Annotated in this window: 17 protein-coding genes; 5 read left to right on the plus strand and 12 right to left on the minus strand. The window is 41.9% G+C overall.

The window, feature by feature from the left end:
- Positions 1 to 14 precede the first annotated feature (14 nt).
- From ACLNCW_RS02075 to recJ, 11 genes are all read right to left on the minus strand, one after another.
- A complete protein-coding gene (locus ACLNCW_RS02075; protein WP_049546969.1) occupies positions 15 to 593 on the minus strand; it encodes a uracil-DNA glycosylase family protein in 579 nt (192 codons plus the stop codon).
- 53 nt (positions 594 to 646) lie between these two features.
- Complete coding sequence (gene pepV, locus ACLNCW_RS02080; RefSeq protein WP_045612124.1) at positions 647 to 2,047, minus strand: dipeptidase PepV; 1,401 nt, start codon at positions 2,045 to 2,047, stop codon at positions 647 to 649.
- Between the two features lie 13 nt (positions 2,048 to 2,060).
- The gene (locus ACLNCW_RS02085) at positions 2,061 to 2,666 is read right to left on the minus strand and encodes a nitroreductase family protein (protein WP_045612125.1); all 606 of its coding nucleotides are present in this window, start codon (positions 2,664 to 2,666) and stop codon (positions 2,061 to 2,063) included.
- A 173-nt stretch (positions 2,667 to 2,839) separates the two neighbouring features.
- Entirely contained in the window at positions 2,840 to 3,694 is an 855-nt protein-coding gene (locus ACLNCW_RS02090) for a metallophosphoesterase family protein (protein ID WP_045612127.1), read from the minus strand.
- Complete coding sequence (uvrC, locus tag ACLNCW_RS02095) at positions 3,684 to 5,531, minus strand: excinuclease ABC subunit UvrC (protein ID WP_045612129.1); 1,848 nt, start codon at positions 5,529 to 5,531, stop codon at positions 3,684 to 3,686. The genes ACLNCW_RS02090 and uvrC overlap by 11 nt, the downstream gene beginning before the upstream one ends.
- A 38-nt stretch (positions 5,532 to 5,569) precedes the next feature.
- Positions 5,570 to 6,271: a M57 family metalloprotease gene (locus ACLNCW_RS02100; protein WP_084928867.1), complete on the minus strand. Its 702-nt coding sequence runs from the start codon at positions 6,269 to 6,271 to the stop codon at positions 5,570 to 5,572.
- Positions 6,272 to 6,349: 78 nt separating this feature from the next.
- Positions 6,350 to 7,582: an aminoacyltransferase gene (locus ACLNCW_RS02105; RefSeq protein WP_261014355.1), complete on the minus strand. Its 1,233-nt coding sequence runs from the start codon at positions 7,580 to 7,582 to the stop codon at positions 6,350 to 6,352.
- Positions 7,583 to 7,586: 4 nt separating this feature from the next.
- A complete protein-coding gene (locus ACLNCW_RS02110; protein WP_424845288.1) occupies positions 7,587 to 8,810 on the minus strand; it encodes an aminoacyltransferase in 1,224 nt (407 codons plus the stop codon).
- 133 nt (positions 8,811 to 8,943) lie between these two features.
- Positions 8,944 to 9,723, minus strand: coding sequence for an alpha/beta hydrolase (locus ACLNCW_RS02115; RefSeq protein WP_000290006.1), 780 nt, complete (start codon positions 9,721 to 9,723; stop codon positions 8,944 to 8,946).
- Between the two features lie 66 nt (positions 9,724 to 9,789).
- Positions 9,790 to 11,451: a ribonuclease J gene (locus tag ACLNCW_RS02120; RefSeq protein ID WP_424845289.1), complete on the minus strand. Its 1,662-nt coding sequence runs from the start codon at positions 11,449 to 11,451 to the stop codon at positions 9,790 to 9,792.
- Between the two features lie 172 nt (positions 11,452 to 11,623).
- Positions 11,624 to 13,846 carry a single-stranded-DNA-specific exonuclease RecJ gene (recJ, locus tag ACLNCW_RS02125; RefSeq protein WP_424845290.1) on the minus strand — a complete coding sequence of 741 codons (2,223 nt, stop codon included), beginning with the start codon at positions 13,844 to 13,846 and terminating at the stop codon, positions 11,624 to 11,626.
- Positions 13,847 to 14,022: 176 nt separating this feature from the next.
- Between recJ and ACLNCW_RS02130 the strand changes: the two genes are divergently transcribed.
- The 5 genes from ACLNCW_RS02130 to ACLNCW_RS02150 all read left to right on the plus strand — a co-directional run bounded on the left by ACLNCW_RS02130 (position 14,023) and on the right by ACLNCW_RS02150 (position 18,385).
- Positions 14,023 to 14,781: an amino acid ABC transporter ATP-binding protein gene (locus tag ACLNCW_RS02130; RefSeq protein ID WP_203212857.1), complete on the plus strand. Its 759-nt coding sequence runs from the start codon at positions 14,023 to 14,025 to the stop codon at positions 14,779 to 14,781.
- Positions 14,782 to 14,791: 10 nt separating this feature from the next.
- Positions 14,792 to 15,586, plus strand: coding sequence for a transporter substrate-binding domain-containing protein (locus ACLNCW_RS02135; RefSeq protein ID WP_424845291.1), 795 nt, complete (start codon positions 14,792 to 14,794; stop codon positions 15,584 to 15,586).
- Positions 15,587 to 15,598: 12 nt separating this feature from the next.
- The gene (locus ACLNCW_RS02140; RefSeq protein ID WP_000131137.1) at positions 15,599 to 16,276 is read left to right on the plus strand and encodes an amino acid ABC transporter permease; all 678 of its coding nucleotides are present in this window, start codon (positions 15,599 to 15,601) and stop codon (positions 16,274 to 16,276) included.
- Between the two features lie 9 nt (positions 16,277 to 16,285).
- Entirely contained in the window at positions 16,286 to 16,945 is a 660-nt protein-coding gene (locus tag ACLNCW_RS02145) for an amino acid ABC transporter permease (RefSeq protein WP_000443889.1), read from the plus strand.
- A 249-nt stretch (positions 16,946 to 17,194) separates the two neighbouring features.
- Entirely contained in the window at positions 17,195 to 18,385 is a 1,191-nt protein-coding gene (locus ACLNCW_RS02150) for a ferredoxin reductase family protein (RefSeq protein WP_424845292.1), read from the plus strand.
- 95 nt (positions 18,386 to 18,480) lie between these two features.
- Here ACLNCW_RS02150 and ACLNCW_RS02155 read toward each other — a convergent pair whose 3' ends face one another.
- Complete coding sequence (locus ACLNCW_RS02155) at positions 18,481 to 19,611, minus strand: ABC transporter ATP-binding protein (protein ID WP_000229944.1); 1,131 nt, start codon at positions 19,609 to 19,611, stop codon at positions 18,481 to 18,483.
- Positions 19,612 to 19,655 lie beyond the last annotated feature (44 nt).

The following is a 19,655-nucleotide window of genomic DNA, read 5'->3' on the forward strand; positions in this document are numbered from 1 at the left end:
TTGATTTTCATTGACTATAAAATGGTTTTAATTCTTTTTTTCAAATCCGGCACCACTTCTGACTCAAACCAAGGATTTTTGGCCATCCAGATTTGATTTCGCGGCGAGGGGTGAACTAGTGGAAAATAGGTTGGCAAGTAGTTCTGGTAATGTTTTACCCGTTCTGTCACCTTGCCACTGACTTTCTCCTGTAAATAGTAGGCTTGGGCATATTGGCCAATCAAGAGGGTCAATTGGATATCTGGTAATTCTTGCAAGAGCTGTGGATGCCATTTTTCAGCAAAGCCAGTTCTCGGTGGTAAATCACCTGACTTGCCATGCCCTGGAAAGTAGAAATCCATAGGCAGAACAGCAAAATATCCTGAATTGTAAAAGGTATCTTCATCCACACCTAGCCAGTCGCGCAAGCGGTCACCACTCTTATCTTTCCAGTAAAGGCCTGCTTCTTGGGTTTTAAGACCAGGCGCTTGACCGATGATATTGATGCGAGCAGTCTTTGGCGCTGCAAAGAGAGGCTCGATGCCACGCTTTGTATAGGTAGCATTCTGCGGATCCGCCATAATGGCTTGCTTGATTCTTTCGATTTGAGACATCTACTTTCCCTCCAAAAAGAAGTCTAAGCATACAATCTCAGACTTCTATCGTTTTATTTGATCAATTCATAAATAGCTTCGGCATAGATTGCTGCAGCTCGGAAGAGATCGTCCAAGGCGATAAATTCATTGGCTTGGTGCATGGTGTCAATTGAGTCTGGGAACATGGCACCGTAGGCAACTCCGCGTTCGAGCAAACGACCAAAGGTTCCACCACCGATAACTTGCTCGTGACCTTTAAGGCCAGTTTGTTTTTCATAGACATTCAACAAGGTTTGCACAAGTGGATCTTCCATTGGCACATAGTGAGGGGTATGCCCGTGCTCAGAAAGGCTAACAGAAGCAACTGACAAGTTTTCAAGGATTGACTTGATTTGCTCTGGGCTTGTTCCTTTTGGATAGCGGATATTAAGGGCAATGGTATTATCAGCACTTGCTTCATCGAAGCGGAAGACACCCGCATTCATAGAAAGGGCACCCATCTTTTCATCCACATGGGCAATCTTGAGATTTTCACCCTCATGGTCGTTCAAGAGAATTTTACCAGCGATGTCAAGGTAGTCTTTAGCTGGTCCTGCAAAGTCAAACTGACTGAGGAAGAGAGCTAGGTAAGTTGCACCATTGACACCTGAAGCAGGCATAGCACCGTGGGCTGATTTACCAATGATCGTCACCTTGTATTGGCCAGCTTCTTCTTGAATTTCTCCTCTGAGTTTGTGTTCTGCAACAAAAGTATCTAGTTTACTTTGCAAGTCAGCTAAGTCACCTGAAACAACTGCTGTTGCTGATTCAGGAACCATGTTTTCACGCAAACCACCTGTGAAGCTGTGAAGACGGGCAACACCTGCATTTTCACCTGCAAAGTGGAGGTATTCCGTGATATTTCCTTTTTCACCATTGATGATAGGGAATTCAGCGTCTGGAGAGAAACCGAAGTCTGGCTTCGCAAGTCCTACGTGCTCGAAGTAGTAGTCCATATCTGCCCAACCTGATTCTTCGTCTGTTCCGACGATGAAACGAACTTTCTTAGAAGTTGGAAGACCCAATTCTTTGATGATTTTCAAACCATAGTAACAAGCTGTTGTAGGACCCTTATCGTCAGAAGCTCCACGCGCATAAAGACGACCGTCTTTGATAGTTGGTGTGTAAGGGTCTGTGTCCCAACCGCTACCAGCAGGCACTACGTCCATGTGGGCAAAGATTCCGAGAACTTCTTCTCCATCACCAAACTCGAAATGTCCTGCGTAGTTGTCAACATTTTTAGTTGGGTAGCCATCGCGGTCTGCAATTTCAAGGAATTTCTCCAAAGCTTTTACCGGCCCAGGTCCAAATGGATGCTCAGCATCAACCTTGCTGTCATCACGTTCAGAGTTGATTTCTAAAAGGCTAAACAAGTCAGCCAAGAGGTCTTCTTTACGTTTTTCTACTTCTGCTGTAAAATCAATTGTTGTCATTTTTTTCTTCTTTCTATCTTTTCTCGATGATTTCATCTACTGGCAAGCGGTAGCTTGGTTCTAATTTTTCGTCTGTGTAACCCACTGTAATCAAGAGTTCTGGGCGGAAGCGGTCTTCGATTTCCAAAACTTCGTTGACTTTTGATTTGTCAAAACCAAGAATCAGATTTGATCCGATTCCTTGGTCTGTAAGAGCCAAAACCAAGTTCATAGCAACCAAACCTGCATTGAGGGCTAGGTAGTCGCTGACTTGTTGCTCACTGTAACGGGCAAATTCAGCAGGCAAATTTTTCATGAAGTATTGTAGTTGTTCTTCTGAGAAATTGTTAGCACCACCAACTCGGGCAATTTTACGGGCACGTTTGGCAAGGTCCGTATCTGTAAACAAGGCAATGGTTACAGGTGCTGATGATACCTGTTCAAAGTTTGAACCGTATGCCAATTTTGCTAGTTCGGCATTTTTCTCCCGAACGACCACAAATTTCCAAGGCTGGCTGTTGTGGGCGCTTGGCGCCAAGGTTGCAATTTCGATAGCCGTACGCACATCTTTTGGATCAACTGGCTTATCAGTGAAATGCTTAGTCGCATGACGTTTTTTATTTAATTCAAGAAATTTCATAATCTATTTCCTTTTCTAATTCTACTGCTTCCATTCTACCATAATTTGAAAGAGGTTGCAGAGATTTTTCGTAGAGACAAACTGGAACAAGGATAAGCAACTGAATGAAGAAAATCATTTAAATCAGGAATCCCCTCATCCAGTTCCAATTAATTTTCAGTTACTTAAAGAAACTAGTCTATCTTATATTCTGACTTTATAGCCTCCAAGAAATTCTTCACATCTTCTACATACCCATGCTTTTCTATTAAGCTTGCTAATAGCTCCAGATTGTGCCCCTGATAGTTGTCTTCTCGTCGTAGCTCTTCATACATTTCGATAAAAGGAAGCCCCTTGAATTTGGCCAACTCCAACTCCGCTTCATAGTCATAAGCAACTTTACGAAATAGGATATTTACCAATTCCCCATCTTCAACTTCTATCACGGCATACTGGGCACGGTGATTTTTTAACGCCTCCCAATTAAAATAGGGCATGCCAATCGACCCTGGATTGATGATTTGTTGCCCTTGACTGCCGTAACGAAGCAACTGCTTGTGGACATGACCATAGACTGCCACGTCCGTTTCCTCATCTAGCAGTTGGTCAAATTTTTCTGTATCATTCCCAACCAACAAGTCACCCCCATAATTTTTGTCAGGTAAATTATGAGAGATAGAAAAGCGCAACCCATCAACCTCTTTCTTTTCCAGCAAAGGCAAGCTTCGTAACCAGACAATCGTTGCAGGATCCATTCGCTCCATCAAAAACTGGGTCATTCGCATTGACTGGATTTCTTGTGGATGTTCCAAACCATATTCACCATCCAAGGCCTCAAGGACACAATCATCCCAATTACCTCGAACACTTGCTGTGATAGGAAGGTCCTTTAGCAGGGCTACCAAATCATTTGCACCTGGACCAGGAAGAAAAATATCTCCCATAAGCCAATATTCACTGGCTCCTTGAGTTTTAGCATCTGCAATCACTGCTTCTAAAGCCGTCGCATTTCCATGAATATCTGATAAAATTGCGATTTTATGTTTCATTGTGGTTTCCTTCCGTTTGGTAATCTACTCTTTCTTCCGCCACTTGAGCTAATTCCACTTCTTCCTGCGGGTTCAATTTTCTTTGCACAGTCTCTGCTACTGCTCTAGGCACTCCAACTTCGACAATCTCATCCACACTGGCTTCCTTGATTTTGGCCAGAGACTTGAAATGCTTCATGAGATTCTGCTTGCGTTTAGGTCCTAGCCCTTCAATTCCATCCAGTTGTGATGAAAAGGAATTTTTGGAGCGCAGTTGGCGGTGGAAAGTAATGGCAAAGCGGTGGACCTCATCTTGAATGCGTTGCAAAAGGAAAAATTCCTGAGAATTGCGAGACAACTCCACCACCTCAAGCGGATCTCCAAAGAGCAATTCATGGGTTTGGTGCTTATCATTCTTTTGCAGACCTGCAATGGGAATATCCAAGCCCAGTTCCTCTTGGATGACTTGCTTGGCGATATTGACTTGACCTTGTCCCCCATCAATCACAATCAAATCTGGAGGAGTCAAACCGTCACGCTGTACTCGACCATAGCGCCTGCGAATGACTTCTCTCATACTGGCATAGTCGTCTGGCCCGACTACGGTTTTGATTTTATACTTACGGTAATCCTTCTTACTTGGTTTGCCATTGACAAAGACTACCATAGCCGAAACAGGGCTGGTACCCATGATATTGGAGTTATCGAAGGACTCGATGCGAACTGGAGTCGGAATTTGGAGCAAACGTCCTAGATTTTCAATAGCTCCTTGTGTCTTTTCGACAGATTTCTCCAGCAGGTTGAATTTCTGCTCTAGGCTGACTCGGGCATTCTTTATAGCCAGATTGACCAGTTGCTTTTTCTCTCCACGCTGGGGTTTGAGAATCTTGGTGTCTACCAAAGCCTTTACAGCTTCTTCGTCAATATCCTGCGGAATCAGCACCTCATTAGGAACTAGGTGAGATTTTTCTTGATAGAATTGTCCCACATAGGTCAAGAAATCCTCATCCGGATCATTATAATAAGGGAAAAGATTGACATCGCGCTCAATAAGCTTACCCTGACGAACAAAGAAAACCTGAACACACATCCAGCCCTTGTCGACATAGTAGCCAAAGACGTCACGGTTTTGGAGATCCTTGGCCATAACCCGTTGCTTGGTCCTAAGAGTCCCAATCGCCTGAATCAGGTCACGGTATTCCGCTGCCCGTTCAAATTCCATACTTTGTGCTGCGGATGCCATCTTACCCTTGAGATCATCGATGATTTTGTCATCCTGCCCTTTTAGGAAATCAGAAACCTCCTGAGCCATAGACTTGAAGTAGGACTCATCCTTCTTACAGATAGTGTGGGCCATACATTGACCGATATGGTAGTAAAAACAGACCTTAGAGGGTGGATTGGTACACTTGCGAAAAGGGAAAATCCGATCCAGCAGTCGCTTGATTTCATTGGCTGCTCCCACATCTGGATAGGGACCAAAATAGAGACCTCCGTCTTTTTTGACCTGACGGGTGATAATCAAACGAGGATAGCGTTCATTGGTGATTTTGATGAAAGGATAAGACTTATCATCCTTGAGCATGATATTGTACTTGGGCTTGTTTTCCTTAATCAGGTTGATTTCTAAGAGAAGTGCCTCAATATTAGACTCCGTAACGATAAATTCAAAATCCACAATTTCAGACACCAAGGCCTCTGTTTTGGTATCATGACTTCCACGGAAATAAGACCTCACGCGGTTACGCAGATTTTTAGCCTTTCCTACATAGATAATGGTGCCGTTTTTATCCTTGTGAATGTAGCAACCAGGACTGGTTGGCAAGAGCTCTAGTTTTGATTTAATCAAGTTATTCATAGTTCCATTATAGCAAAAAAGTAGGGAAAGATAGTCCCCTACTCATTGGTCTCATATATTTTTCGAAGTCTTGCAACATCCTCTTTCTGGATACCATAAAAGGAACCTGCAGGTTGCATGACAGACTTCTCATCTGTATGGTCCAAGCCAATCGCATGCCCCAACTCATGTTCTGCCGTATGGACAATGCGCTCATAGGAATAGCCATAGTCAGGATTGGACAGATAATAATGATTCAACCGCACCGTTACGGATAAGAATTGCCCTGTCAAGAGATTGGTCTGACTTTCCGCCTCTCCTGCCACAGGAGTGTTTCCGTCGTTCATCTCCGTAGCCAAGATATCTGCCTTGCTGGCTTCAGTGACAATTTCAAAGTTAAAAGCACCCGTTTGATTCCAGTTCTGAATTGCTTCTAAATACGCCTCTTGAAATCCTGAATCCATCTGAGGATCCAGGCAAATACGAGCTAAAGCCTGTGGCCACCTTCCTTCAGAGTGTTGGTGGCTATCTGTCTTGTTCAACTTAGGCAGTTGTCCTGTTTTTTCCCATTGGTCGATACTTTGTTGACCAATTTTTACTGACCGCTCTGCTTGCTTTAGCGCTCCTTGAAAATCACCGTTCAGATACCAGAGAAGTCCAAAAGCAAAAGCACACAAAAGAAAAGCTATCCAAACTAGACGCCAAAACAAACGCCACACAAAAGAAAAGAAAGCCCCTATCAAACGAAAAATCCAGCGCATGTCCCTCCACCTTTCTAGCAAATAAAGTCTATTTTACTAAAATAAGCTGAAAGAAAGCTAAAGACCAATTTTCTTATCTTAGCGTCCTAATATTTTTTTGAGTAACTGAATAGCTTTATATTTTATGGGAGATGGATAATAACGGAAAGTTCCTGCTTTACGTACAATATAACCATTAAAATTTTGTTTAAAACGTAAAACACCATCACTACCATCAAAAATCCCTTGAATCCCTAGAAAGTTGTATTTAGGGATCCCACGTTTTATGCTTTCCAACATAACATATTTCTGAAGCAAAGCTGGTGCATAAAATTTATTAAACTCAGTATAGGAACCACTAAAAAGATAGGTCGTTTCTTGAGGCATATAAATAAATAAACTACCTGCTAAGACAAGATCTTTCTCTCCATATTTTTTAATCAACTCTCGTGCTTCTGCTTTTCGAACTTCAAAGCTTTCATACTGCCTAGCCAACTCTTTGTGTTCTTTTTTCTTTTGTGCAGAATCTGGATATTGTTCTAATAAGAGTAATGAGGTAGCTATTTTTTCAGATAATTCTTTTTGCTTATGTATTAAATTTTGTATATATTCTCCTAAATTTAGAATAGCAATTACAAACTCGGCTTTTTCTCCAAAAGAGTCATAAAAATGCTCATAATATTCTAAACTTTTATCACTATATTCTCGACGTTCAGAGGTTGTTTTTGTTATATCTTTAAAAATTGAAAGTTCTTCACGATTTAATTTTTTCAACTGAATACCAAATGTATCAGCCTTTTTCACCAAAGCTTTCCCCTTTTTACTAAAACTGTTAAGCAAGGTCTTTTCAGTTAGCTCATTCAAATCTTTACAATATAACCAATCCGGTTCTCCACCTGGGTAACCTGTTTTTAAACCATCAAATTGATAACCTAAATCAGTCAAATCTTGAATAATACTTTTTTTCTCAGCATCTATTGGATTACCTTCACCATCAAAAGTTTGATAAGTTTCATAAGGTTTTACAAGCAACTCTAATACACCATTTTGCTTGGCATATTCTTTTAACTCCGCATAAAAAACTGGGAGAGCATCTTGTTGGGTATAAATCGGCCCCGAATTGATCTCCATATGTAGACCACCCAGCATGGGCAAGCTATAAACCAGAGCTGCAACTTGAATTTCTCCTTCTTGATTCAATGCAAGATAAACAATTCGAGCCCCTCTTTTTTCTAACAAGTCCCCCATCTGGACAGATTGCATAAAAGAACGAGAAGAGACCTGATCAGAATAAGCTTGAAATTCTTCTTTTGTGAGTGTAATTAATGCCATGTACTTACCTTCTATGATGTTTTGTTCTTAATGCCTTGCGAAAATCAAGAGCGATTCTTAACAGAGAATAAAGAGGATGGGTGGGCATTGTAAACTCACCCAAGTATTCTTCAATCGTTGGATTAAATTTTTCCTTAAAATGGTAAAGTCCACCATTGAGAGAGTTTTCAACACCACCTAAATTTTGCCACACCATACCTCGCTCAAAAGCATAGCGAGCTGTTTCATACCAAGCTAAAATTGGTGCATTATAACGTTTAAAAGCATCATCCATACCAGCATATAGATTAACAGAGGTATTACCAAATTCCAAACTCAAAGTAGCTGCTAAAGGAATGTTTGATTTTTCTTCATTCAGATATCTCTGCAAGAAATCTCTTTCTTCTACCAAACGCTCTTTTTCCTTCTTCTGGGCTTCTACTTTTGAAGTTCGAGTCGACTCAGTAAACGCTTCTTCCAACGCTAAGTTTTTCGCTAACTGTTTTTCTAATTCTCGTAAACGCTTAGCGATATCCAGAGTAGCCAGCGTAATGTAGGCCTTGTCCTTAAAATTATCTAACAATTTTTTATAATAGGCTTCATTCCTCAAATGGATATCTTTTCGCTTCTCAGTTTTTTTCATCAAAAACGAGAAAGATTCTAACAATTCATAACCACCAATCTGAATCTCTACACCCTTATTTCTAGATGATCGAATGGCTTGTTTTGTTGACTTGCAAAGTTTATCTTCTGCAAAGTTTTCCTTGTATATTTTTGCCTGAATACGAGGCTGAATAGTATCCCCCATTCCATCGGTCTTTCCTGACCACCTTACTCCCATTCTTTGCAAATTTTCAATAATAGCCATATTTTCAGGATATTCTGTTTTTTCATGCTTGATTGAACTTTGCGATAAGCAAATACTTGGGTCAAAAATCACAAAAATCGCTCTCTTGCTTCGAGCATAGGACTTAATGGATTGAAGAACAAAGTTCAGGAGTTTAGCATCCTTATAATCTAATACAGGACCTCTTGGGATATAAAACATTCTATAGCCTAGAGGAAGAGTTTTAATCAAAATACTAGCTGTAGCCAGTAATTTATCTCCTCGGTAGGCGCCAAACTTTTCATGTTGCCAATCAGACTTAACCTCTTCCCAAGCACTACTTTGTAATACATTGACTAATTCATGTTCTTTAACAAACTGATCATATTCTAATGTGGGAATGCCAATTTGATAACGATACATCTCTTACTCTCTTTCCAACAATAATAGAATTTAACTACTATTCTACTATTTTTGTTTAGAAAGTCTAGTAAAAACATATTTTAGTTTCTATTCCATAGAAGACATGGTTATTGAAAGAGTAATACAAACTAAACTAGCTTAATCTCTCTTCTAATTTGAAATCGATTGGTAGGGTTGCTAAGAACCGTTCCAATTGTTTTTCCCAGTAGTACCATTCGTGAGTTCCAGCACTATGGCTATAGGTCACATCAAATCCCAGTTTATTGAGATTTTTCACTGCGAGATTATTGGCTTCGTACAAGAAATCCTGCTCGCCACACCAAGCCCAAAGTTTGGTCTTTTTATCCGATTTTTTAGCCAGACTTTCTAGAGAATAAGGACTAGTTGTCCAATCTTTAATCTCCCCAAAAACACCTCTCCAGTAAGCTGGTGTTCCCAAATCTTGGCTTTCAGGAGAAAAATCTTGAAAACTAAGCGCACCTGAAAAGCTAGCTGCATGAGAAAAACGATTTGTAGCAAGAGCCAATTTGAAACAGCCATAGCCTCCCATAGAGAGGCCAGCGATAAAGGTCTTTTCACGCTTGCTAGTCATATTAGGGAAGAAGCGTTTCAGAACCTGTGGCAATTCCTCTGCTAGAGCTGTGTAATAGTCAAAACCATATTGGGTATCGGTATACCAACCGTTGCTGGTATTGGGCATAACAACGATGAGATTGGTTCCTCGGAGTAAGCGTTCTACGTTGGTCCGCTTGAGCCAACTATTATGATTACCAGACATCCCGTGCAAGAGGTACAAGACTGGAATGTCTTTACAATCTGGTTCTTCCACTCGATTAGCATCAGGATAGAGGACATTCACTCCCCACTCCATATCCAAAACTTGTGAGTAATACTCGATTTTCATTACTGCCATAATTTTTCCTCTATTTTTCTATAAGAAAAAGCCGAAATTCGACTTTCTCTCCGTTTATTTCATCGCTTATTTTGCTTCCATGACTACTGGTAAAATAGCTGGACGACGCTTAGTTTGATCAAAGAGATACTTGGTCAGATTATCACGAACCTTCCCTTTAAGATCTGCCCAGTCAAAGTCATCTCCTTGAAGATAGTCTTCTACCGTCTGATTAATCAATTCTGAACTTTCACGGAGAATATCACGGCTCTTCTTGAGATAAACAAATCCACGCGTGTGAACACGAGCCTTGGCTACAATTTTCTTCTCACGACGGTTAACGGTGATTGCGACGATGAAAATTCCATCTTCTGACAAGACCTTACGGTCACGAAGAACTACATTTCCAACATCACCAATAGCATTTCCGTCAATCAAGACATCCCCTGCCGAAACCGCTCCAGCTGGGACAAAGTCTCCATTCTCATAAGCCATGCTGGTTCCCTTTTTAGGGATAAAAATGCGTTCTGGCAACATCCCAACTGCCATAGCAGCCTTGGCATGGGCATCCAACTCACGGTACTCACCTTGAATTGGGAAGAGATACTTGGGTTGCAAAAGATTGATCATCAACTGCAAATCACGCGCATTTCCGTGACCTGACACGCGCAAACTTTGGGTGATCAGTTTGACAACACCGCCAGCTTGGTAAATCATGTTTTCCACACGCGCCATAACTGCTTCTTTGGCGATAGACGGAGTGGTTACGATATAGACCAAGTCACCGTCCTTGATTTCCACATAACGGTGGCGACCAATCGACATCTTACGAAGACCGTTGATAGGCTCACCCATACGGCCTGTCTCAAGGATAATCAACTCATGGTCTTCAAAGCGAGACATATCTTTGGGCTTAATCAAAAGACTCTCGTTAGCTAGAGACAATTTCTTAAGACGAATAGCAGTGCGGACGATATTTTCAATATCGAATCCTGTCAAGACCACACGACGGCCTGTTGCATCCGCAGCATCAAATACCTGCTGGATACGAGAGAGGTTGCTGGCTACCGCCGCAACGATGATACGTCCATCCCAATCCGCAATAGTTTGAGTGATTTCGTCCCCAACTTCACTTTCGCTAGCCACTTGGATATTACTGTCCGCATTAGCTGAATCACTGAGCAGAGCTAAAACTCCGTCACGACCGATTTCTGCCAAACGAGCGAAGTCTGTCGCATAAGATTCACTAGCTGTCTGGTCAAATTTGAAGTCCCCTGTATAAACGATGCTACCTTCAGCTGTCTTCAAGACAACACCCAGACTTTCTGGGATAGAGTGGGTCGTACGGAAGAAGGACACCACAATCCCTCCAAAATCAATCTCCGAATCCTCATCAATGACATGGAAATCATTGAATTTCTTAACCGTATCATTCCCTTTGACAAAGAGTTTAGCCAACTCGATGGTCAACTCAGAGCCAAATACAGGTACCTTGGCTTCAGCCAAGAGATAAGGCAGAGCACCAATGGCATCCGCATGGCCGTGGGTTAAGAAGACCCCAGCGATACGATCGCTATTTTCAAAAAGGTAGTCCATATTTGGAATAACTACGTCCACCCCTAGTTGTTCATTTTCAGGATATTTCAGACCTGCATCCAAAACGAAAATAGACCCATCGATTTCAGCGATATACATATTTTTCCCATTTTCACGTACACCACCAAGTGTTGTTAAACTGATATTACTCATTTTTCCTCCGAAAGCTTAATTTATCTTGATTATAGGGTTGCTTACCCTCTTATTCTAAAAGCACTATTACTTTTAGCCGAATCTTTTCCTACCATTATACCATTTTTTTAATGATTTTCAAAATGAAGATTTGTTTTCAAAAAAGAGCTGGTTGCCCAACTCTTTCCTACGTCTATTCTTTTTCCATCAAAAAGTCATAAATTTCTTGCACTGTACCCAGCGCCATCATTTCTTGGTCTTTGACAGTTTGTTTGAGATTCTGGTAAATCTGACTTTCTCCTATCTCTCTCTTTGGCGCTTCTTTATTGACTGTCATGACCCCATCTTTGATCGTCACAAAGCCTAGCTCTTCAAACACTTGAATCATCTTGACCAGCAAGATTTGTTGAATATTGAGATAAGCTGCCAAATCCTTCAATTTATAGCGAATATCAAACTCTGGAAACTGGTAAATGGTCTTGTACAATTTGGCAAACTGCTCTCTAGTTCCATAACCTGTCAGATAATAGGCCTTGTCAATATCATTTTTGAAATAGACAGCAGAGAAATTCTGTTCCTGAAAAATGGTCTTCAGCTGAGTAATATCCTCAGGAATGGTTTTTACAACCACAGCATCACTATTTACTAGATCGGGCAGTTCTCCAGCAAAATCCAAGACTGGAACTCCTTCTGGCAAGACTGCATTCTTCCCACGGATGTTAAAAAGTTGAACACCCTCTACACGCGCATCCACCATCATCAACTGGAGGGCAGTTTGGCCATTCCATTGGTTGACAGACAATTTGACTGCCAGCTCTAGATTCTTGGTTTGAGAAAACTCTGTCGCCCATCTACCTTGTCCGAAGGCCACCACTTCAAAACTCGCCTCACCTTTGGAAATTTTCAACTTGAGATGGGCATTGCCTGCCCCCATGGTACGGGCACTTTCGACCTGAAAATCCTTGATATAAAAGACAGGTTTCTGATTGTCCATGCCAAAAGGTGCCAAACGTTCAAAACTTTTGACCGTTTCAAGACTCAAAGTCTCCAAATCCAGTTCTTCATCTAAATTTAACTTGTTCTTGCCAGCAGCATCTGCGCCTTTTTCACGGACATAGTCTTCCAAGACCTGAGATAAATCTGAGAGTTTCTCCACTTCCAGCGTCATTCCTGCTGCGCCAGCATGGCCACCAAAGGCGATAAAGAGGTCTCGATGGGGATCCAGCGCCTCAAAAATATCGATCGCTTCCACACTACGAGCACTACCCTTTGCACGACCGTCCTCTATATTGAGAACGATGACTGTCTGCCCTAGTTCTTCCAACAAACGACCAGCCACGATTCCTAGAACCCCAGGATTCCAGCCTTCCTTGGCCAAGACTTGGACCTTCTTCTCAGGGTCCACCATGGTCTTAGCTTCTTCATAGATAGACTGGACGATTTCCTTGCGCTCTTCGTTTTTCTGGTGAATCATGAGGGCAATCTCGTGAGCTTCCTCGTCGTCAAATCCAGTCAACAAATCAATGGCAGGATTGGGATCATCCAAGCGGCCCAAGGCATTCAAACGAGGGGCAATCTGGAAACCAACCGTTTCTTCTGTTACTTCGTTGGCGGCAATCCCAGCCATGTCCAGCATTTCTTGTAAACCAATGCGCTGAGTATGCCCCAGCATTTCTAGACCATATTGAACCAAGATACGGTTTTCATCCGTCAAACTAACCATATCTGCAATGGTACCAATAGCGACCAAATCAAGCAATTCCACTTGTACTTCTTCTAACAGGGCACAAGCCAGCTTGAAAGCCACTCCACAACCAGCCAAATATTTGAAAGGATAGTCCGCATCCGGATGTTCAGGATGGACAATGGCATAGGCATCTGGTAAGGTTTCAGGCATGGAATGATGGTCAGTCACAATGACATCCACTCCCATAGACTGGGCCAATTCAATAGCCTCGTGACCCGCAACCCCATTGTCCACTGTCACAATCAAGGAAATTCCTTCTTGCTCGATAAAATATTTATAAACACTGGCATTAGGTCCATAACCGTCGGTAAAACGATTGGGCAGATAAACCCGGCACTCAGCACCAAGCTGTTCCAAACTTTCCTTCACAATAGAAGCCGAAGTCATACCATCCGCATCATAGTCTCCATAGATGAGAATATTTTCCCCTTCTTCAATGGCCTGACGAATCCGTTCTACTGCCTTGTCCATATCATGGAGCAGATAGGGATCGTGCAAGTCTTCCAAAGAAGGTTCTAAGAACTTCTTTAGACTTTCTTGGTCCTGAATCCCTCTTTCAAATAATAACCGAGCCACCTCAGGACCCAGTCCAGCCTTCTTGGCTATCTTTGTAAAATCCGCATCTTCTACTTGCGGGGCAAACTGCCATTCATAAGTAGGTGTTATCAAAAAGACATCCACTCTTTCTAAGAATTCTATTGCTTCATTATAACACGATTTAGACGTTTTCTCTATCCTGATTGCTTTCTACAAAAATTTTACTAACTTTTTTCTGATATGATTTGACAAGAAAAATCTTTTGGTGTAGAATCATGTTATAAAATCTAACACAAAGGAGATTTCTTATGGCTTTAGTAGAATTTGAACACGTCGAAAAATATTACGGAGACTACCACGCACTCCGCGACATCAATCTCCGTTTTGAAAAAGGGCAAGTCGTTGTCCTCCTTGGACCTTCTGGTTCTGGGAAGTCCACTCTTATCCGTACGATTAATGGTTTAGAGGCTATCGACAAGGGAAGTCTCCTAGTCAATGGACACCAAGTAGCAGGTGCTAGTCAGAAAGATTTAGTTCCTCTTCGTAAGGAGGTAGGCATGGTTTTCCAGCATTTCAACCTCTACCCTCACAAAACAGTGTTAGAAAACGTGACACTTGCACCCATAAAAGTTCTAGGAATTGATAAAAAAGAAGCTGAAAAAACAGCCCAAAAATATCTGGAATTTGTAAATATGTGGGACAAGAAAGATTCATATCCAGCCATGCTTTCTGGTGGACAAAAACAACGGATTGCCATCGCTCGTGGTCTTGCCATGCATCCTGAACTCCTCCTCTTTGATGAGCCAACATCTGCTCTTGACCCTGAAACCATCGGCGATGTTCTAGCAGTTATGCAAAAGTTGGCCCACGAGGGTATGAATATGATTGTTGTTACCCATGAAATGGGCTTTGCCCGTGAAGTTGCGGACCGCATCATCTTTATGGCTGACGGAGAAGTTTTGGTGGATACGACAGATGTCGATGACTTTTTCGACAATCCAAGCGAACCTCGTGCCCAACAATTCCTCAGCAAAATCATCAACCACGAAAGTGACAAAGTCAAATAAGGAGGCGCCTATGAAAAAGAAATTCTTTTTATCAGCAATATTGATTAGCCTTTTCAGCCTTGCTACTGCAAAACCAGTTCAGGCCGACACCAGCGTCGCAGATATTCAAAAGAGAGGCGAGCTAGTTGTCGGTGTGAAACAAGACGTTCCCAACTTCGGCTACAAGGATCCCAAGACAGGGACCTATTCTGGTATCGAAACCGACTTGGCCAAGATGGTAGCTGATGAACTCAAAGTCAAGGTTCGTTATGTGCCGGTTACAGCACAAACTCGCGGACCCCTTCTAGACAATGAACAGGTCGATATGGATATCGCGACCTTTACCATCACAGATGAACGCAAAAAACTCTACAACTTCACCAGCCCTTACTACACCGACGCTTCTGGCTTTTTGGTCAATAAGTCTGCCAAAATCAAAAGCATTGAGGACCTAAACGGCAAAACTATCGGTGTTGCCCAAGGTTCCATCACCCAACGCCTGATTACTGAACTGGGTAAAAAGAAAGGTTTAACCTTTAAATTCGTCGAACTTGGTTCCTACCCAGAATTGATTACGTCCCTTCACGCTCATCGAATTGATGCCTTTTCCGTTGACCGCTCTATCCTATCTGGCTACATCAGTAAGCGCACAGTACTACTAGATGATAGTTTCAAGCCATCTGACTACGGTATCGTTACCAAGAAATCAAATACCGAGCTAAACAATTATCTTGATAACTTGGTTACTAAATGGAGCAAGGATGGTAGTTTGCAGAAACTTTATGACCGTTACAAGCTCAAACCATCTAGCCATACTGCAGATTAAGGAGGATACCCCATGACAGATTTATCATCTTGGACAGCCTATTTTCAGGATTTTGGACAATTTTTCAATGGTTTCCTCTTCACCCTTGCCCTAGCAATTGGATCCTTTATCCTCGCCATGGTTTTAGGCATCTTCTTTGGAGCCATGTCAACCAGCAAACGTCCAATTTTGCGCATTTTAGCTCGTATCTTTGTCGAATTTTACCAAAATACTCCCCTTTTGGTGCAGTTTGTTATCGTTTTTTATGGCCTACCTCTTATCAGTGACCATATCATCATGATTCCGATTTATTGGACAGCTGTTCTCTGCGTGGGACTCTATCACGGCGCCTATATCGCTGAGGTTATTCGCTCAGGCATTCAGTCTATTCCTAGCGGTCAGATGGAGGCCGCCCTGTCGCAAGGTTTTACCTATATCAGTGCCATGCGCTTGATTATCTTGCCTCAGGCTTTCCGTATCATCCTCCCTCCTTTGACCAACCAAATCGTCAACCTCATCAAGAACACCTCTACAGTCGCTATCATTTCTGGAGTCGACTTGATGTTTGTGACCAAGTCTTGGTCGGCACTTAACGGAAACTACATTCCAGCATTTTTAGGCGCTGCCCTTCTCTACTTTTCTCTATGCTTCCCTGTTGCCCAGTTTGGTCGCAAGATGGAGCAAGCCAACAAAAAAGCCTATTCACTTTAGGAGGTTACTATGGAATCCATTTTAGAAGTTTTGACCCCAGATAACCTAGTCTTTATCTTTAAAGGATTTGGCTTGACCCTCTACATTTCTCTGATTGCCATCGTCCTCTCTACCCTCATCGGTACGGTGCTAGCTGTCATGAGAAATGGGAAAAATCCTGTCTTACGTATCATCTCCAGCATTTACATCGAGTTTGTGCGTAATGTTCCCAACCTCCTCTGGATTTTTACTATCTTTTTGGTTTTCAAGATGAAGTCCACACCAGCAGGAATCACTGCCTTCACTCTCTTTACATCAGCAGCCTTAGCTGAGATTATCCGAGGTGGCCTCAATGCCGTGGACAAGGGCCAGTACGAAGCAGGAATGTCACAAGGATTTACTTCTGCGCAAATCCTCTACCACATCATTCTCCCACAAGCCATTCGCAAAATGTTGCCAGCCATCATTTCCCAGTTTGTTACCGTGATTAAGGATACCAGCCTCCTCTACTCTGTTATCGCCCTACAAGAACTCTTTGGAGCCAGCCAAATTCTCATGGGCCGTTATTTCGAACCAGAGCAGGTCTTCAGTCTGTACATCCTGATTGCCCTCATCTACTTCAGCTTTAACCTAGCAATTTCTAGCCTGTCTCATATGCTGGCCAAACGTTGGCAACAAGCTGCAGAATAATACTCTTCGAAAATCAAATTCAAACCACGTCAGCTTCACCTTGCCGTACTCAAGTACAGCCTGCGTCTAGCTTCCTAGTTTGCTCTTTGATTTTCATTGAGTATAAACAGCCACTCTCCAGTTCAATTGGAGAGTTTTTTGATGATAGTAAACATTTATAGACCTCAATTTGACACCATACTTTTTCTATGATAAAATGTAACAAATTTATTTACAACAAATCAAAATCTTAATGAAATGGAATTTTCTATGAAATCAATCAAAGGACTACTCTTTATCATAGCTAGTTTTGCCTTGACTATTTTGACTTGGATGAACACTTCTCCCCAATTCATGATCCCAGGACTAGCTTTAACAAGCCTATCTCTAACTTTTATCCTCACCACTCGTCTCCCACTACTAGAAAGCTGGTTTCACGGTTTGGAGAAGGTCTACAACGTCCACAAATTCACAGCCTTTCTATCCATCATTCTACTCATCTTTCATAACTTTAGTATGGGCGGTTTGTGGGGCTCTCGATTAGCTGCTCAGTTTGGAAATCTTGCCATCTATATCTTTGTCAGTATCATCCTTGTCGCCTATTTAGGCAAATACATCCAATACGAAGCTTGGCGATGGATTCACCGCCTGGTTTATCTAGCTTATATTTTTGGACTCTTTCACGTCTACATGATGATGGGCAATCGTCTTCTCACATTTAATCTTCTAAGTTTTCTTGTTGGTAGCTATGCCCTTTTAGGATTACTGGCTGGTTTTTATATCATCTTCCTTTATCAAAAGATTGGCTTCCCCTATCTAGGGAAAATCACCAATCTCAAACACTTAAATCATGATACTAGAGAAATTCAAATCCATCTTAGCAGACCTTTCAACTATCAATCAGGACAATTTGCCTTTCTAAAGATTTTCCAAGAAGGCTTTGAAAGCGCTCCGCATCCCTTTTCTATCTCAGGAGGTCATGGTCAAACTCTTTACTTTACTGTTAAAAATTCAGGCGACCATACCAAGAATATCTATGACAATCTTCAAGTCGGCAGCAAAGTAAGCGTAGACAGAGCTTACGGACACATGATCATAAAAGAAGGACGAGAAAATCAGGTTTGGATTGCTGGAGGTATTGGGATCACCCCCTTCATCTCTTATATCCGTGAACATCCTATTTTAGATAAACAGGTTCACTTCTACTATAGCTTCCGTGGAGAGGAAAATGCAGTCTATCTAGATTTGCTTCGTGACTATGCTCAGAAAAATCCTAATTTTGAACTCCATCTAGTAGACAGTAGGAAAGACGGCTATCTTAATTTTGAGCAAGAAGAAGTGACCGAACATGCAAGCGTCTATATGTGTGGTCCTCATTCTATGATGAAGTCACTTGCCAAACAAATTAAGAAAGAAAATCCAAAAGCAGAGCTTATTTACGAAGGATTCAAGTTCAAATAATCAATCATACCCTCCTGGAATTTCCCAGGAGTTTTTTCTACGCAATCTCAAAAAACACTGCCAGATTTCTAGCAGTGTTTTGAGTTTCATTTATCTTAGTAGACTGTTTTTTCAGTTTCTACATCGAAGAAGTGTGCTTTGTTCAAGTCAAATCCAAGTTCAACTGTTGCACCTGTTTGCAAGTAGTCACGAGCATCAACTTTGGCAACAAATTCATCTTTACCAACTTGGCAGTAAAGGTGAGATTCTGAACCAAGCAATTCTGATACAGAGATAGTAGCTTTGACAACTGATTCTGGGAATGTTTCAAGGAAAGCAGGTTCTGCATTCACGTCTTCTGGACGGATACCGAAGATCAATTCTTTACCTTCGTAGCCTTTGTCACGAAGAACTTTCAATGCTCCTTCTGGAACTTTCAAACGGAAACCGTCAGAAACAATTTCGCTACCAACCAATTTCACATTGATGAAGTTCATAGCTGGGCTTCCGATGAATCCTGCTACGAATTTGTTAACTGGGTTTTTGTAAACTTCTTGAGGTGTACCGATTTGTTCTACACGTCCGATAGTACCTGTACCAGCAGGGTTTTTAGTTGCTGACATGATAACGATACGGTCTGCAAGTGTCATCGCTTCTGTTTGGTCGTGAGTTACGTAGATAGTTGTAGCTCCGATACGACGGTGGATTTTAGCGATTTCAGCACGCATAGATACACGAAGTTTTGCATCCAAGTTTGACAAAGGTTCGTCCATCAAGAATACTTTTGCATCACGGACGATGGCACGACCCATGGCAACACGTTGACGTTGACCACCTGAAAGGTCAGCTGGTTTACGATCCAAGAATTCTTTCAAACCGAGGATTGCAGCTGCTTCTTGCACACGTTTATCGATGTCTTCCTTGCTGTATTTACGCAATTTTAAACCGAAAGCCATGTTGTCATAAACAGTCATGTGTGGGTAAAGAGCGTAGTTTTGGAATACCATGGCGATGTCACGGTCTTTTGGAGCTACGTCGTTGACAACCACGCCATCGATAGATGCAGTACCTTCTGTGATGTCTTCAAGACCAGCAATCATACGAAGAGTTGTTGATTTACCACATCCTGAAGGACCTACGAAAACGATAAATTCTTTGTCTTTGATGTCCAAGTTGAAGTCTTCAACTGAGTAGTGTTCGCTGTTTGGATATTTTTTGTAAATGTTTTTAAGATTCAATTCTACCATGAGGTGAACTCCTTTTTTCTTTTGATAGTTTTATTATAGATGAA

It is taken from the genome of Streptococcus sp. CL6.22, from assembly GCF_049738055.1.
Taxonomy (GTDB): domain Bacteria; phylum Bacillota; class Bacilli; order Lactobacillales; family Streptococcaceae; genus Streptococcus; species Streptococcus mitis_DJ.